This is a genomic window from Paracoccus sp. 08, assembly GCF_024105395.1.
Lineage (GTDB): Bacteria > Pseudomonadota > Alphaproteobacteria > Rhodobacterales > Rhodobacteraceae > Paracoccus > Paracoccus marcusii.
In genome coordinates, this window is sequence record NZ_WEKR01000003.1 from 37,784 (window position 1) to 51,915 (window position 14,132).

The following is a 14,132-nucleotide window of genomic DNA, read 5'->3' on the forward strand; positions in this document are numbered from 1 at the left end:
GCATGTGGGACTGGATATCTGAGAACAGCGGGCTGGTTCAGGCCGGAATGGCGGCGGTCACGGCGCTGGTCTGGRTGGTGTATCTGCACATCATCGTGTCGGGCCTGCGCCGCCAGCGCCGGACCGAGATCCTGATCCAGCTGGGCGGTGCGCGGAACCTGTCCGCACGCATCCTGGTCAGCAACCTTGGGTTCGAGCCGATCTATGTGCTGGAGATCATGCTGACCGTCCGGACCGCCAGCGGAGAGCGCATGTCCTCGGTCGCCGACCGAACCGAGATCGCGCAGGGCCAGCACGCCACCCCGCGCGAGGCGACGCTGCAGGGACCGCTGAAAAGCGGGGATCACGTCGATATCGGCAGCGTGCTGGACCTGCTGGACCGCGCCCGCCACCGCAGCTTCGACGCGCTGGAGCCCGGCGACATCCGCGAGGTCGAGGTGACGGTGGCAGCCATCACCGCCGCCGACAGCCGCATTGCGGCCGCCGCCCGCCGTTTCGCGATGAAGGGAGAGGGCGACGACATGTCTCTGTGTCCGCAGGATCTCTATGCACGCCAGATCCGGTCGCGCTGGCGACGCCGCCAGATCGAGGCCAAGCTGCGCGAGCGTCTGTGATCAGTCCCCGCCGAACAGATCGCGGGTGAACACGCGGTCGGCCACGTCCTGCAGGTCCGGGGTCAGGCGGTTCGCCACGATCAGGTCGGCACGCGCCTTGAACGCGGCCAGGTCGCGGATCACCTCTGACCCGAAGAAACGCGCGTCGGGAAGGGCGGGTTCGAACACCACGACCTCAAGCCCCTTGGCCTTCAGCCGCTTCATGATGCCTTGGACGGCGGATTGGCGGAAATTGTCGGACCCGGCCTTCATCACCAGGCGATGGATGCCCACCACCTGCGGCCTGCGCGCCAGGATGGCGTCGGCGATCACGTCCTTGCGGGTCCGGTTCGCCTCGACCACCGCGGCGATCAGGTTCTGGGGCACGTCGTTGTAGTTCGCCAACAGCTGCTTGCTGTCCTTGGGCAGGCAGTAGCCGCCATAGCCGAAGGACGGGTTGTTGTAATGGGCGCCGATGCGCGGATCCAGCCCAACACCCTGGATGATCTGGCGGCTGTCCAAGCCAAGCGACAGGGCATAGCTGTCCAACTCGTTGAAATAGGCCACGCGCAGGGCAAGATAGGTGTTCGCGAACAGCTTGATCGCCTCTGCCTCGGTCGAGCCGGTCAGCAGGACCGGCACGTCGTCCTCCAGCGCCGCCTCGACCAGCAGGTCGGCAAAGGCCCGGCCGCGGGCGCTGTCCTCGCCGACCACGATGCGGGAGGGGTGCAGGTTATCGTGCAGCGCGCGCCCTTCACGCAGGAATTCGGGGCTGAAGATCACCTGCTCCGTGCCAAGCCGGGCGCGAACGTCTCGGGTAAATCCCACCGGAACCGTCGACTTGACCACGATCACCGCCTGCGGCGCCAGCCGTGTGACATCCCGGATCACCTCCTCGACGCTGGAGGTGTTGAAGTAGTTGGTGACCGGATCATAATCGGTGGGCGTCGCCACGATCACGAAGTCAGCCCCCGCATAGGCCGCCGCCGGGTCGGTCGTCGCGGTCAGGTCCAGGTTCTGAGTGGCCAGGTGGTGGGCGATGTCCTCGTCGATGATCGGACAGCGCCGGTCGTTCAGCATGGCCACACGCCCCGCGTCCACGTCCAGCGCGCGGACGGTATTGCGCGCGGCCAGAAGGACGGCATTGGACAGGCCGACATAGCCGATGCCCGCGATGGCGATTGTTTTCCCGGACATGGTTGGCCCCTTGATGATGTGGCCGGCACAATAGCGTGCGGCGGCGGCGTTGCAACCGCCGCCGCGTGGCGTGCTAAATCGCCTTGGCTTCCGCCCGGCGGGCATGCAGTGCCGGTTCGGTATAGCCGGACGGCTGCTGCGTTCCGGTCAGCACCAGGTCACGGGCGGCCAGGAAGGCCGGCCCGTCAAAATCGGGTGCCATCGGGCGATAGGCGGGATCGCCCGCGTTCTGGCCGTCGACTTTGGCGGCCATACGGCGCAGCGCGTCCTCGACCTGAGCTTCGGTGATCAGCCCGTGCTCCAGCCAGTTAGCCAGGTACTGCGCGCTGATACGGCAGGTGGCGCGGTCCTCCATCAGTTGCACATCATCGATGTCGGGCACCTTGGAACAGCCGATGCCCTGATCGACCCACCGCACAACATAGCCCAGGATGCCCTGCGCGCTGTTGTCCAGCTCGCGCAGGACCTGGTCCTGCGGGATCGGGCCGTCGGCCAAAGCCGGAGTCAGCAGCAGGTCCAGGTGGGGGATCGGCTGACCCTGCAGCTCGTCCTGGCGGGCGGCCACGTCGATCTGGTGATAGTGCAGCGCGTGCAGCGTCGCCGCGGTGGGCGAGGGAACCCAGGCCGTGCTGGCGCCCGATTTCGGGTGGCCGACCTTGACCTCCAGCATCTCGGCCAGGGCGTCGGGCTTGGCCCACATGCCCTTGCCGATCTGCGCGCGGCCCCGCATGCCCGACGCCAGGCCGATCAGCACGTTGCGGTCCTCATAGGCTTTCAGCCAGGTGGCGGTCTTCATCCCGTCGCGGCCCACGAAGGCACCCGCCTGCATCGAGGTGTGGATCTCGTCGCCGGTGCGATCCAGGAAGCCGGTGTTGATGAAGAAGATCCGGTTGCGGATCGCGTGGATGCAGGCGGCCAAGTTGGCGCTGGTACGGCGCTCCTCGTCCATCAGGCCCAGCTTGACGGTGTTGGGGGCCAGTCCCAAGGCGGTCTCGACATGGGCAAAGACGCGGTCCGCGAATGCCGCCTCTTCGGGGCCATGCATCTTGGGCTTGACGACATAGATGGCGCCGGCACGACTGTTGCGGGGGCCTTCGGTCTTCTTCAGGTCATGGATGGCGCAGGCGACGGTGACCATCGCATCCATCAGCCCCTCGGGCGTGGACTGGCCGTCCTTGCGGATCACGTCGGTGGTCATCAGATGGCCCACGTTGCGCACCAGCAGCAGGGCGCGGCCCTGCAGCGTCACGGTGCTGCCGTCGGGCCGCGTGACGGTCCGGTCTCCCTCCAGGCGGCGGGTCATCGACGTGCCGCCCTTCTCGAAGGTCTCAGCCAGATCGCCCTTCATCAGGCCCAGCCAGTTGCCATAGACGCCGATCTTGTCCTCGGCATCGACCGCGGCGACGCTGTCCTCGCAATCCTGAATGGCCGACAGGGCGGCCTCCAGCACGACGTCGCGCAACCCGCTGGCGGATGCCGCCCCGATCGGGTGGTCGCGGTTGATCACCAGCTCGACATGCAGCCCATTGTGGCGCAGGACGTATCCGGTGTCGGCGCCGTCGCGGTGGGTGCCGACAAAGGCTGCCGGATCGGCCAGCCGCACCGCCTGGCCCCCAACGGTCGCGGCCAGACCCTGCGCGTCGACGTCATAGGCGGTGACGTCGGCATGGCTGCCCCCGTCCAGCGGCAGCGCCTGGTCCAGGAACGCGGCCGCCTTGGCCACGACCGCGTCACGGCGCGCCGGATCGAACCCGCCCGACGGCACGGGACCCATCACGTCCGACCCGTACATCGCGTCATAGAGCGAGCCCCACCGCGCGTTCGCCGCGTTCAGGGCAAAGCGGGCATTGCTGACCGGCACGACCAGCTGCGGCCCGGCCAAGGTGGCGATCTCGGGGTCGATGTCGCCGTTCTCGACGGCAAACGGGGCCGGTTCGGCGACAAGATAGCTGATCTCGGTCAGGAAGGCGCGATAGGCGGCGGCGTCCCAGGGCTGGTTTCCGCGAGCCTTGTGCCACGCGTCGATCTGGCGCTGCAGCTCGGTGCGGCGTTCCAGCAGGGCGACGTTCTCGGCCGCGAATCCGTCCAGCAGCCCGGCGTAGCCCTGCCAGAAGGCATCCGCCGTCACGCCGGTCCCGGGCAGCACCTGCGCCTCGATGAACTGCGCAAAGTCGGTATCGACCTCAAGGCCGTGGCGGGGGGTGGCGGAACGGGTCATGGGGCTCTCCTCGGATGGCGGGGATTCGGCATCGGGCCATACCCCAAGGGTGGGATACGTCACCCCGGCAGGTTTGCCAAGGGTTTTGGAACGATTTTCCATTGTGTCCGCAAACCGGGCGTCGCGGCGTGGTGTCGCGGGGGTCCGGGGGCCCCGCAGCCTTGTCGCCCCCCTCGATGGGGGGTGGCGAGGCTTCCTTCCCTCAAAGGCGCGCACATGATCACGATGTCCGTTTCCGCTGGCAGAATGTCGCAATTCTGCCGCGCCGTCGTTCGCCTGCGACTAGTTTGGGGCGAAAGCCACCCCGGACCCCCGAGCAGCGCCATGACCCAGACCTCCGACTTGACCACAGCCCAGCTGATCGCCGCCCGTCTTCCCGGCCACGCGCTTCCCCGCGACCTGTATTGCGGCGAACAGGCCTTCCAGGACGACCTGGAGCAGATCTGGTACCGGGAATGGCTGTTCGCCGGACCCAGCTGCGAGCTGCCCAAGACCGGCAGCTACATCACCATGCAGGTCGGCCAGTATCCGGTCATCGTCACCCGCGGCGCAGACGGCCGCATCCGTGCCTTCCACAACGTCTGCCGCCACCGCGGCCAGCGCCTGTGCGCCAAATCGAACGGGACCAATCCCAAGCTGGTCTGTCCGTATCACCAGTGGACCTACGACCTGAACGGCAAGCTGCTGTTCGCGCGCGACATGGGCCCCGAGTTCGACCCCTCGAAATACAGCCTCAAGCCGGTTCATTGCGTGGACCTGAACGGCATGATCTTCATCTGCCTGGCCCAGGTGCCCCCCGCCATCAACGAACTGGCGGCCAACCTGACCCGCTATGCCGCGCCCTCGGGGCTGGCCGATGCCAAGATCGCCTTCAGCTCGACCATCGTCGAGAAGGGCAACTGGAAGCTGGTGATGGAGAACAACCGGGAATGCTATCACTGCAGCGGCAGCCATCCGTCGCTGTGCCGGACCTATTCCGACGATCCGCTGATGACGGTGATGGAGGGGCCGAACGCGGCCTCGCCCGAGATCCTGGCCCATTGGGACCGCTGCGACGCCGCCGGTCTGCCCGCCCGCTTCGTCAACGCGCCCGACATGCAGTGGCGCATGGCGCGGGTGCCACTGATGGACCATCAGGAAAGCTTCACCATGTCCGGCAAGGCCGCGGTGGCGCGGCGCATGGGCACGATGCCCTGGAATGACGCGGGCAGCCTGATGTTCTATCACTTCCCCTCGTCCTGGAACCACTTCCTGCCCGATCACGCCATCGTCTTCCGCATCCTGCCGATCAGCCCGACCGAGACCGAGGTCACGACCAACTGGCTGGTCCACAAGGACGCGGTCGAAGGCGTCGATTACGACATCGAGACCCTGACCCGCGTCTGGCTGAACACCAATGACGAGGACCGCCAGGTGGTCGAGGAAAACCAGGCCGGCATCCTCTCCCCCGCCTATGAGCCCGGCCCCTATTCCCCCACGCAGGAGGCCGGTGTGATCCACCTGATCGACTGGTATTGCGGGTTGATGGCATCACGCCTCGGGATGCGGCAGGCGGCCGAATAGATGGCCAAGCCCCGCGTGAACTGGGCCGCCGAGCCGTGGTCCGATGACGAGCCGCTGGAATGCGTCATGGTCGTGCCCGAGACGCGCGACACCTCGACCTTCATCTTCCGGGCGCCGTCTGGCGCGTGGTTCGACTATCAGCCCGGCCAGTTCGTGACGCTGGACCTGCCCGTCGATCCCGCCAGGGGGCCGGCCGGCAACGTCCAGCGGACCTACACGATCAGTTCGTCGCCCTCGCGGCCGCTGTCGATCTCGGTCACGGTCAAGGCGCAGTCGACCTCGATCGGCACGCGCTGGATGCTGGATCACCTCAAGCCGGGAATGCGGATCCGGGCCTTTGGCCCCAACGGCATCTTCAGCTTTCACCGTCATCCGGCGGCGAAGTACCTGTTCATCTCGGCCGGGTCGGGCATCACGCCGATGATGTCCATGACCACCTGGGCCTGGGACCGCGCGCAGGACACCGACATCGTCTTTGTCCATGCCGCGCAGCGCCCATCCGACATCATCTTCCGCGACCAGCTGGAACATTACGTCGCCCGCGTGCCCGGCCTGCAGCTGCGCCTGACCGTGGAACAGCCCGAGCCGTTCCGCGTCTGGCACGGCTATCAGGGGCGGTTGAACAGCCTGATGCTGGGCCTGATGGCCCCCGACTATCTGGACCGCGAGGTGTTCTGCTGCGGCCCCGAGCCGTTCATGCAGGCCGTGCGCGAGATGCTGATCTCGCTTGGCTACGACATGGAGCGCTATCACCAGGAAAGCTTTGGCGCCCCCGTCGCCACCGAGGCCGAGGCCCCGGTCATCGAGGATGTCACCCCGGCCGACGATGCCAGCGCCCAGGTGACCTTCGCCTCCAGCGGCGTGACGGCGTCCTGCGCGGAAACCGACACGGTTCTGGCGGTGGCCAAGCGGGCGGGGCTGAACATTCCGTCCGGCTGCACCTTCGGCCTTTGTGGCACCTGCAAGATCCGCAAGACCGCCGGAGAGGTCCACATGGTCCATAACGGCGGGATCAGCGACGAGGACATCGCCGAGGGCTGGATCCTGGCCTGCTGTTCGAACCCGATGGGGCGGATCACCGTCGAGGTCTAGCCCAGGATGACCCGATGCTCCTGCTGGCCCGTGACGCCTGCGGGAACCGCATAGGTGCAGCCGTCCGTGTCGCGCGGATCATCCAGCCCCTGCCGTGCGGTCGTCGCGAACAGCGTCGTCAGGTCCGCGCCGCCGAAGGCCGGGCAGGAGACGTGCGGTGCGGGCAGATCGATCGCCCGGTCAAAGCGGCCCTGCCGGTCATAGCGCGCGACGCGCCCCGCGCCCCATTGTGCCGACCACAGCCCGCCCTGGGCGTCGATGACCGCGCCGTCGGGGTTCAGCCCTTCGGCGTTCAGGTGGATGAACACCTGCGGATCGCCCGCGGGCCAGCCGTCGCGGTCCAGCCGGACCTGCCAGATGGTCGAGCGGTCGGTATCGGCGAAATGCGCCAGATCGCCTTCGGGCGAAAAGCAGATCGCGTTGGTGATGGTGATGTCGGGGAACAGACGGCGCAGCTCTCCGCGGTGGAACCGCCAGATCGACCCGGCATCGGGTTCCGCGTTCAGCCCCATCGTCCCGATCCAGAACCCGCCCTGCGGGTCGGCACGGCCATCGTTGCTGCGCGTCACGACGTTGTCGGCCTCCAGCGGCAACAGGACCTGTGCCGCGCCGTCGCGCAGATCCACCAGCGACAGCGCACGGCTGGACGCCACGATGATCCGGTCCGCATCGACGATCCCCGCGGCCGAAACGGGGTCGGCAAAATCCCAGTGACGCCGCGCGCCGTCCATCGGCTTTTCGAACATGCGGCGACCGATGATGTCGAACCAGATCAGCGATTGGCGATCGGGATGCCACAGGGCGCCTTCGCCCAGGGTGCAGGGGGTGTCGTCAAAGATCATGCGCTGGCCTCCCATGCGGCGACGATGGCGGCGGCCCTGGCGGCCACGGTGTCGGCACTGTCACCGGGCTTGTACAGGCTGGATCCAATCCCGAAGCCCGCGGCCCCGACACGCCGCCATTCGGCCATGTTGTCCACGGACACGCCGCCCACGGCCCAGCAGTCGGTTCCCGCGGGCAGCACCGCGCGCATGGCGCGCAGGCCCGTGGGACCGATCAGCTCTCCGGGAAACAGCTTCAGCCCGGTGGCGCCCGCCGCCAGCGCGGCAAAGGCCTCGGTCGGGGTCATGACACCGGGATAGCTGGCCATGCCCGCCTCCACGGTGGCGCGGATCACGCCCGTGTCGCAATTGGGCGACAGGATCATCCGCCCGCCCGCATCGCGGACCGCCTGCACCTGATCGGGCGTCAGCACGGTGCCCGCGCCGATCTGTGCGGCATCACCGAATTCGCGCGACAGGATGCGGATGCTCTCCAGCGGGTCCGGAGAGTTCAGCGGCACCTCCAGCCGGGTGATGCCGGCCTGGATCAGGGCATGGCCGACGGCGCGGGCGTCCTGCGGCGTCAGGCCGCGAAGGATGGCGATCAGGGGACGGGACATGGATTATCCTTGCAGAAATTGACGATGGGCCGCGGACAGGCCGGCCAGTGTGGCGTCCTGGACCGACATGCGCGCGGCGGGGACGCCCTGCGCGGACAGCGCATCGGCGTAAACCGCCGACAGGGCAGGGGCGCCGATGATGGTGACCTGCGATCCCAGCCACCAGGGCCGGGCCGCGGCCATCTCCCACCCGATCAGCGTACCCGACAGGCGTGCGCGTGCCGCAGCCGGGTCCAGCCCGGACAGCAGCGATTCCGCGCGCAGCTGGAACAGGCCCGCATAACCGCGTTCCGGACGGCTCATCGCGTCCGACACCGCGTCGCGGAACACCGCGGGATCACAGTCACCCTCGCCCACCGAATGGCGTAGGACCGACTGATTGGCAATCAGGCCGAACAGCTCACCGGTCATGAAGCTTTTGAAGTTGCAGATCTCACCGGCCGAGATGCGGACCCATTTCGTATGCGTGCCCGGCAGGCAGGCGATCCCGTCGAAGTCCGGGTCCAGCGCCAGAAGGCCCGCGATCTGGGTCTCCTCTCCGCGCATGACATCGGCGGGGTCGTCCTGACGGACACCGCAGATGACCCGCACGGGACGGCCGCCCGGATCTCCCGGCACCGCGACCATGCGCGGGGCGGCGGGGCAGGGGACGGGCGCATAGGGTGCCTCGACCCAGCCCTGGCGCGATCCGACCATGCCGCAGGCAATGACCGGCACGGCGGGCCACCCTTGGGTCGCCTGCGCCAGCACGCCCGCAAAGCGGTCGGGGGTCAGGCCGCCCATGCCCTGGTCGCTGTCGCGGGCCTCGACCACGGTGCGGCCGGACATGGCCCACAGCCGCAGGTTGGTGGTGCCCCAATCGGCGGCAATCCAGTCTATCGTCACAGGCGCGTCCCTTCGATCACGGCGATGGTTTGCGGAAAGGCCGGGGGCAGGGCCACGCCCTGCGCCATCAGCGCCGCGCCGTTCAGGGTCACCGCACCCCGCGACAGCGCAACAGAGGAACTGTGGTGACCCACGGGATGTTCCAGCATCGTCAGACGATAGCGCGCCTGCGGGTCCAGTCCGGTCAGACGAAGCAGCGGCGGCTGCAGCGCCACGGGGGCGTCGATCTGGGCGGCAAAGACCACCATGCGGCTGCCGTCGGCGGCCAGCTGTATCTCGGCCAGGCTGCCCGCAGGGCGGTCCAGCCGCCAGATGTCGCCTGCCATCATCCAGTCGCGGTTGGCCTTCCACCAGGTGGTGACGCGGGTCAGCGTCCTGGCCTCGGCCGTGGTCAGTTCACGCGGGTCCATCTCGAACCCCATGTGCCGCTGTGCCGCTGTCCAGGCGCGCAGGGCCATGGGCAGGACGCGCCCCGAGGTGTGGCACTCGCGCGGGCCGACATGGCTGCCCGTGACGCAGGCGGGCAGCAGCATCGCCGCGTGATGCTGGATGCGCAGGCGTTCGATCGCGTCGTTGCTGTCGGACAGCCAGACGCGACCGCAGCGGGTCAGGATGGCCGTGTCGATTCGTCCCCCGCCCGACGCGCAGCTTTCGAATTCCACCTGGGGATGGGCCGCGCGCAGCCGGTCGAACAGCGCATAGACGCCGCGCGTCTGCGCGGCATCGGGAAAGGGCGTCAGCCGATTGTGATCCCATTTGACATAGTCGATGTCCCAAGCGCCCAGGATGCCGCCGATGCGGTCGAACAGATGGTCGCGCACGTCGTCGCGGGCCATGTCCAGGTGCAGCTGGCTGCGCCCGCGGATCTGGTCCGCGGGGCCCAGCACCCAGTCCGGATGGGCGCGATAGAGGTCGCTGTCCTCGTTGATCATCTCGGGTTCGAACCACAGGCCAAAGCGCATCTTCAGCGCACGGAGCTTGTCGATCAGCGGCTTGAACCCCTGGGGATGCTTGCGCGGGTCGATGGTCCAGTCGCCCAGGGACGAGCTGTCGTCGTCGCGCCGCCCGAACCAGCCGTCGTCCAGCACGAACCGTTCCGCGCCAAGGGCCGCGGCGCGTTCGGCGATCTGGGCCAGTTCGGTGGCGTCGTGGCGGAAATAGATCGCCTCCCACCCGTTGTAATGCACGGGGCGGGGCCGGCGCGCGGGGGGCAGGGCATCGCGGATGGTGCGCTGAAAGGGGACCGCCACGCTGTTCAGGCCCCGATCGCCGCGCGCCAGCCAGATCTCGGCCGTCTCGAAGACCGTGCCGGGTGCGCGTTCCGACCCCGAGCAATGGCCCAGCTGGATCTGGCAGCGGCCGTCGGGCAGGGCCTCGACCAGCATCCGGTGGCCGCCGGACCAGCCGTAATGCAGGGCCACGGCCTCTCCGCCGGTATTGGTGGTGCCGGGGGCGGTCAGCCACAGATGCGGCGGATGTTCGTGACCCGACCGACCGGTGCGCGCGTCGCGCAGGCGCGCGCCGTGGTCCAGCGCGGTGGTCACCGGCTGGAATTCCCGCGTCCAGCGCCCGGCCAGTTCGGTCAGGTCGGACAGATGCGCGGGGACCGGCAGGGCCAGCGCCAGATGGTGCAGCGTCACCGCGGCGTCGGACGACAGCCGCGCGCGCAGGCCGATCAGCCCGTGATCCATCGCACGGATGGTGATGTCCAGCCGCAGGCCGGGTGCGACATGGCGCAGGGTCAGTGCGTTGCCCTGATCCGCGCTGTCGAGGCGCCAGTCCGGCTCCAGCGGCAGGCCGTTCTGGAACGCGACCAGCCCTGGCTGACCCGGAAAGCTGCGCCGCGCCTCGGGGACCAGCGACAGGGGCGGCAGGGCGTCCAGCATGCCGCCGGTGATGCCGCCCGCCGCCGCCGCGACCAGCGCGTCCAGGTCGGTGTCGCCGGGCAGGGGCGCGCCCCAGTAATGGCAGCAGGCCATGCCGTCGTCGCTGCCCAGGACCATGGTCTGGGCGGGCGTGTCGATGCGCCACAGCCTCATTTCACCGCGCCCAGGGTCAGTCCGGCGATGAAATGCCGCTGCATCAGGAAGAACATCAGCACGGGCGGCAGGGCGGCCAGGATCGAGCCTGCGCTGACCAGGTGCCATGCGGCGATCCACTGGCCGTTCAGGCTGTTCAGCCCCGCCGTTACCGGCTGCGTGTCCGCACCCGTGGTCAGCACCATCGCCCAGAAATAGTCGTTCCAGATGAAGGTGAAGACCAGCACCGAAAGGGCCGCGATGGCGGGCCGGACCAGCGGCAGGACGATATGCCAGAAGATCTGCCATTCGGTGACGCCTTCGACACGGGCGGCCTCGATCAGTTCGCGCGGCAGCGCCTTGATGAAGTTGCGCATGAACAGCGTGCAGAACCCTGTCTGAAACGCGATGTGGAACAGCGCCAGGCCGGTGATGGTGTTGTACAGTCCCATGTCCACCGTCAGGTCGCGCACCGGCACCATCAGGATCTGGAACGGCACGAAATTGCCCGCGACGAACATGAAGAACACCACCAGCGACAGGCGGAACTTGTAGACCGCCAGCGCGAAGCCGGTCAGGCAGGACAGCCCCACCGCGCCGATCATCACCGGAATGGTGATGCGGAAGCTGTTCCACAGGTACTGCGCCAGGGGCGAGTTGCGGAACACGTCGGCATAGTTCTCCCACGCGAAACGCGAGGGGATGCCGAAGTAGTTGCCCGCGGCCAGGTCGCCCGACGGGCGGACCGAGGTCATCGCGACCCCCAAGAGGGGCAGCAGCCACAGGACCAGCATGATCGGCAGCACGATCTTATAGGTGCGCTGTGCCGCGGGGGACATCGACTGGATGGGACGGGGAAACATGGGTCAGACCCCTTTCTCGTCGCGCCACATCTTCCAGATGAAGCCCGAGATGAAGATCATCATGATCGCGAACAGGACGACCGCGATGGCCGCGCCGTAGCCCATGCGATAGCCGTATTCCGACAGCGCCTGTTCGTACATGTAATAGGACAGCACGCGCGACGACCCGAAGGGTCCGCCCGAGGTCATGATGCTGACCAGATCGAAGCTGCGCAGCGCACCGATGACGGTCACGACCACGGCGATGAAGGTCGCCGGGCGCAGTTGCGGCAGCACGACATGCCACAGCATCCGCCAGCCCTTGGCGCCGTCCAGGCGCGCGGCCTCGATCTGGTCGGGGGCGACGGCGTTCAGGCCTGTCAGGTACAGGATCATGCAATAGGCGATCTGCGGCCACAGGCCCGCCGCGATGATGCCATAGGTGACGAAGCGTTCGTCGGCCAGGATCGCGACGCCCGTGCCCGTGGCCCATTCGATCAGCGCATAGAGCAGCCCGAAGCCCGGCGCATAGAACCACGAAAAGATCAGTCCCACGACCACCTGGCTGATGACGAAGGGAAAGAAGAACAGCGACTTGTAGATGCGGATGCCGCGGATCGTCTGGTTCAGGAACAGCGCGATCATCAGCCCCAGGGGCACCGCCAGCAGATACAGCGCCAGCCAGATCACGTTGTTCTTCAAGCTTGTATAAAAGGCCTCGTCCCACCACAGCTCGTCGTAATTGGCCAGGCCGACCCAGGTCATCGGGCCCAGCCCGTCCCAATCGTGGAAGCTGACCCAGACCGACTGGAAGATCGGGATGATCACGTAGACCGAAAACATCAGCAGGCCCGGCGCCAGGAACAGCCAGGGCGTCAGCTGACGCCGGGACCGGCGGCGCGGCGGGGGGGTGTCGGGCAGGGCGGTCATGGTGCCACCTTCATCTTACGGGGAAACGCGCGGGCAGGGGCGTCCCTGCCCGCGACGGGATCACTGGGCGTAGACGCGCTGGCGCTGACGCTCCAGCCGTTCGAGGATGGCGTCCAGGCGTTCGGGGCGGACCATGAATTCCTGGAACCCCTCCATCCCGGCCTTGGCCATCTCCGGCGGCGCGTCGCGGTCAAAGAACTGCGCGATGCCGCCCTCGGCGGTGGAAAGCAGCTCGAAGCCCGCCTGCAGAAACGGGTCGTCGCCCACGCTGCTTTCGGCGTTGATCGGCAGCTGGCCAAGCGTGGCGTTCATCTTGGTCTGCACGTCGGGGCGCGCCATGAAGGCCAGGAACAGCTTGGCATCCTCGGGGTTCTTGGCCGCGGCGGGGATGTGGACGGTGTCGGTCGGCGCCTCCTCGGCGCGCGGGATGTCGGGGTTGATGGTCGGGAAGGGCATGAAGCCCAGGGTCTCGTCCGTCATGCCGCCGTCCTTGAAGGCCGCCACGGCAAAGTTGCCCATGACATAGTTCGCGGCCTTGCCCTGGACCAGGTTCGACACGGCGTCCTGCCAGTCGATCGCGGCGTGGTTGGCCGAGACATAGGGCAGCACCTTGGCGAATTCGGCAAAGACCGCGCGCACGCTGTCATCCGTCCAGGGGATTTCCCCGTTGGTCAGCTGCATGTGCCAGTCATAGCCGTTCGTGCGCAGCGACAGATAGTCGAACAGCCCCGCGACCGGCCACAGCGCTTTGGACCCAGTGGTCAGGCAGTCGATGCCCGCGGCCTTGAACTTCTCGCAATTGGCGATGAACTCGTCCCAGGTTGCGGCAGGCTCGACGCCGACCTGCGCATAGACGTCCTTGTTGGTGTAGATGCCCCATTGGTAGTAGGTGTAGGGGATGCCCCACTGCTTGCCGTCGATGGTCATCGATGACAGCGCGGACCCCAGGGTCTCGGTCAGGTTGTTCTCGGCCCAGATGTCGGACACGTCCATGAACTGGCCCGCCTCGACGAAGGGGCCCATCCGGTTGCCCGCGTACCAGTTCGCCAGGTCCGGCGCGTCGGCGGTCATGAAGTTCCGGATCGCGGTCTTATAGCCTTCGTGGTCGAACGTGTTCACCTGCACGTCGATCTCCGGGTACTCGGCCTCGAAATCCGCGATCAGCTGGTCGAACGCCGCCTTGGGCGCGGGATCGGACGCATCGGTATTGAACACCAGCACCCGGCTTTGCGCGAAGGCGGGGGCGGTGGTGGCAAGCAGCATCGCCAGCACCAGCCCTTTTCTCAGATGGACCATGGTCTCCCTCCCATTTTGGTTCCATATATTGAAACTTAGTTTTGAATATTGAAACTA

12 protein-coding genes are annotated in these 14,132 nt (G+C 67.4%); 3 read left to right on the forward strand and 9 right to left on the reverse strand.

Translation table 11 applies throughout. From position 1 onward, the window contains the following. Nucleotides 1-2 precede the first annotated feature (2 nt). A complete protein-coding gene (locus GBO37_RS01260) occupies nt 3-614 on the forward strand; it encodes a hypothetical protein (RefSeq protein WP_252926636.1) in 612 nt (203 codons plus the stop codon). On the opposite strand, the gene GBO37_RS01265 is transcribed toward GBO37_RS01260, so the two are convergent. Both GBO37_RS01265 and GBO37_RS01270 read right to left on the reverse strand, forming a co-directional pair. Further along, nucleotides 615-1,790, reverse strand: coding sequence for a nucleotide sugar dehydrogenase (locus GBO37_RS01265; RefSeq protein WP_252926639.1), 1,176 nt, complete (start codon nt 1,788-1,790; stop codon nt 615-617). A gap of 73 nt (nt 1,791-1,863) precedes the next feature. Next, entirely contained in the window at nt 1,864-4,008 is a 2,145-nt protein-coding gene (locus GBO37_RS01270) for a malate synthase G (RefSeq protein ID WP_252926641.1), read from the reverse strand. Between the two features lie 324 nt (nt 4,009-4,332). On the opposite strand from GBO37_RS01270, the gene GBO37_RS01275 reads away from it, so the two are divergent. Further along, a complete protein-coding gene (locus tag GBO37_RS01275) occupies nt 4,333-5,571 on the forward strand; it encodes an SRPBCC family protein (protein ID WP_127899463.1) in 1,239 nt (412 codons plus the stop codon). Then, nucleotides 5,572-6,663, forward strand: coding sequence for a hybrid-cluster NAD(P)-dependent oxidoreductase (locus GBO37_RS01280; RefSeq protein ID WP_127899464.1), 1,092 nt, complete (start codon nt 5,572-5,574; stop codon nt 6,661-6,663). It begins immediately after the preceding gene. On the opposite strand, the gene GBO37_RS01285 is transcribed toward GBO37_RS01280, so the two are convergent. The 7 genes from GBO37_RS01285 to GBO37_RS01315 are packed head-to-tail and all read right to left on the reverse strand — an operon-like array spanning nt 6,660 to nt 14,075. Further along, nucleotides 6,660-7,505, reverse strand: coding sequence for an SMP-30/gluconolactonase/LRE family protein (locus GBO37_RS01285; RefSeq protein ID WP_252926643.1), 846 nt, complete (start codon nt 7,503-7,505; stop codon nt 6,660-6,662). The genes GBO37_RS01280 and GBO37_RS01285 overlap by 4 nt on opposite strands. Continuing rightward, entirely contained in the window at nt 7,502-8,104 is a 603-nt protein-coding gene (locus GBO37_RS01290) for a 2-dehydro-3-deoxy-6-phosphogalactonate aldolase (RefSeq protein WP_252926646.1), read from the reverse strand. Before GBO37_RS01290 ends, GBO37_RS01285 begins: the two co-directional genes overlap by 4 nt. 3 nt (nt 8,105-8,107) lie before the next feature. Beyond that, a complete protein-coding gene (locus GBO37_RS01295; protein WP_252926649.1) occupies nt 8,108-8,989 on the reverse strand; it encodes a 2-dehydro-3-deoxygalactonokinase in 882 nt (293 codons plus the stop codon). Continuing rightward, on the reverse strand, nt 8,986-11,028 hold the full coding sequence (locus GBO37_RS01300; RefSeq protein WP_252926651.1) for an alpha-galactosidase: 2,043 nt from the start codon (nt 11,026-11,028) through the stop codon (nt 8,986-8,988). Before GBO37_RS01300 ends, GBO37_RS01295 begins: the two co-directional genes overlap by 4 nt. Further along, entirely contained in the window at nt 11,025-11,870 is an 846-nt protein-coding gene (locus GBO37_RS01305; protein WP_127899469.1) for a carbohydrate ABC transporter permease, read from the reverse strand. Before GBO37_RS01305 ends, GBO37_RS01300 begins: the two co-directional genes overlap by 4 nt. 3 nt (nt 11,871-11,873) lie before the next feature. Continuing rightward, nucleotides 11,874-12,779 (reverse strand): carbohydrate ABC transporter permease, encoded by a 906-nt coding sequence (locus tag GBO37_RS01310; RefSeq protein ID WP_127899470.1) that lies wholly within the window; start codon nt 12,777-12,779, stop codon nt 11,874-11,876. Between the two features lie 60 nt (nt 12,780-12,839). Continuing rightward, a complete protein-coding gene (locus GBO37_RS01315; protein ID WP_045999817.1) occupies nt 12,840-14,075 on the reverse strand; it encodes an ABC transporter substrate-binding protein in 1,236 nt (411 codons plus the stop codon). Between the last annotated feature and the right edge of the window lie 57 nt (nt 14,076-14,132).

Coding starts and splice junctions, on each gene's coding strand:
- GBO37_RS01305 (WP_127899469.1), bottom strand. CDS start 11,870: ATGTTTCCCCGTCCCATCCAGTCGATGTCCCCCGCGGCACAGCGCACC.
- GBO37_RS01310 (WP_127899470.1), bottom strand. CDS start 12,779: ATGACCGCCCTGCCCGACACCCCCCCGCCGCGCCGCCGGTCCCGGCGT.
- GBO37_RS01285 (WP_252926643.1), bottom strand. CDS start 7,505: ATGATCTTTGACGACACCCCCTGCACCCTGGGCGAAGGCGCCCTGTGG.
- GBO37_RS01275 (WP_127899463.1), top strand. CDS start 4,333: ATGACCCAGACCTCCGACTTGACCACAGCCCAGCTGATCGCCGCCCGT.
- GBO37_RS01265 (WP_252926639.1), bottom strand. CDS start 1,790: ATGTCCGGGAAAACAATCGCCATCGCGGGCATCGGCTATGTCGGCCTG.
- GBO37_RS01300 (WP_252926651.1), bottom strand. CDS start 11,028: ATGAGGCTGTGGCGCATCGACACGCCCGCCCAGACCATGGTCCTGGGC.
- GBO37_RS01270 (WP_252926641.1), bottom strand. CDS start 4,008: ATGACCCGTTCCGCCACCCCCCGCCACGGCCTTGAGGTCGATACCGAC.
- GBO37_RS01280 (WP_127899464.1), top strand. CDS start 5,572: ATGGCCAAGCCCCGCGTGAACTGGGCCGCCGAGCCGTGGTCCGATGAC.
- GBO37_RS01315 (WP_045999817.1), bottom strand. CDS start 14,075: ATGGTCCATCTGAGAAAAGGGCTGGTGCTGGCGATGCTGCTTGCCACC.
- GBO37_RS01290 (WP_252926646.1), bottom strand. CDS start 8,104: ATGTCCCGTCCCCTGATCGCCATCCTTCGCGGCCTGACGCCGCAGGAC.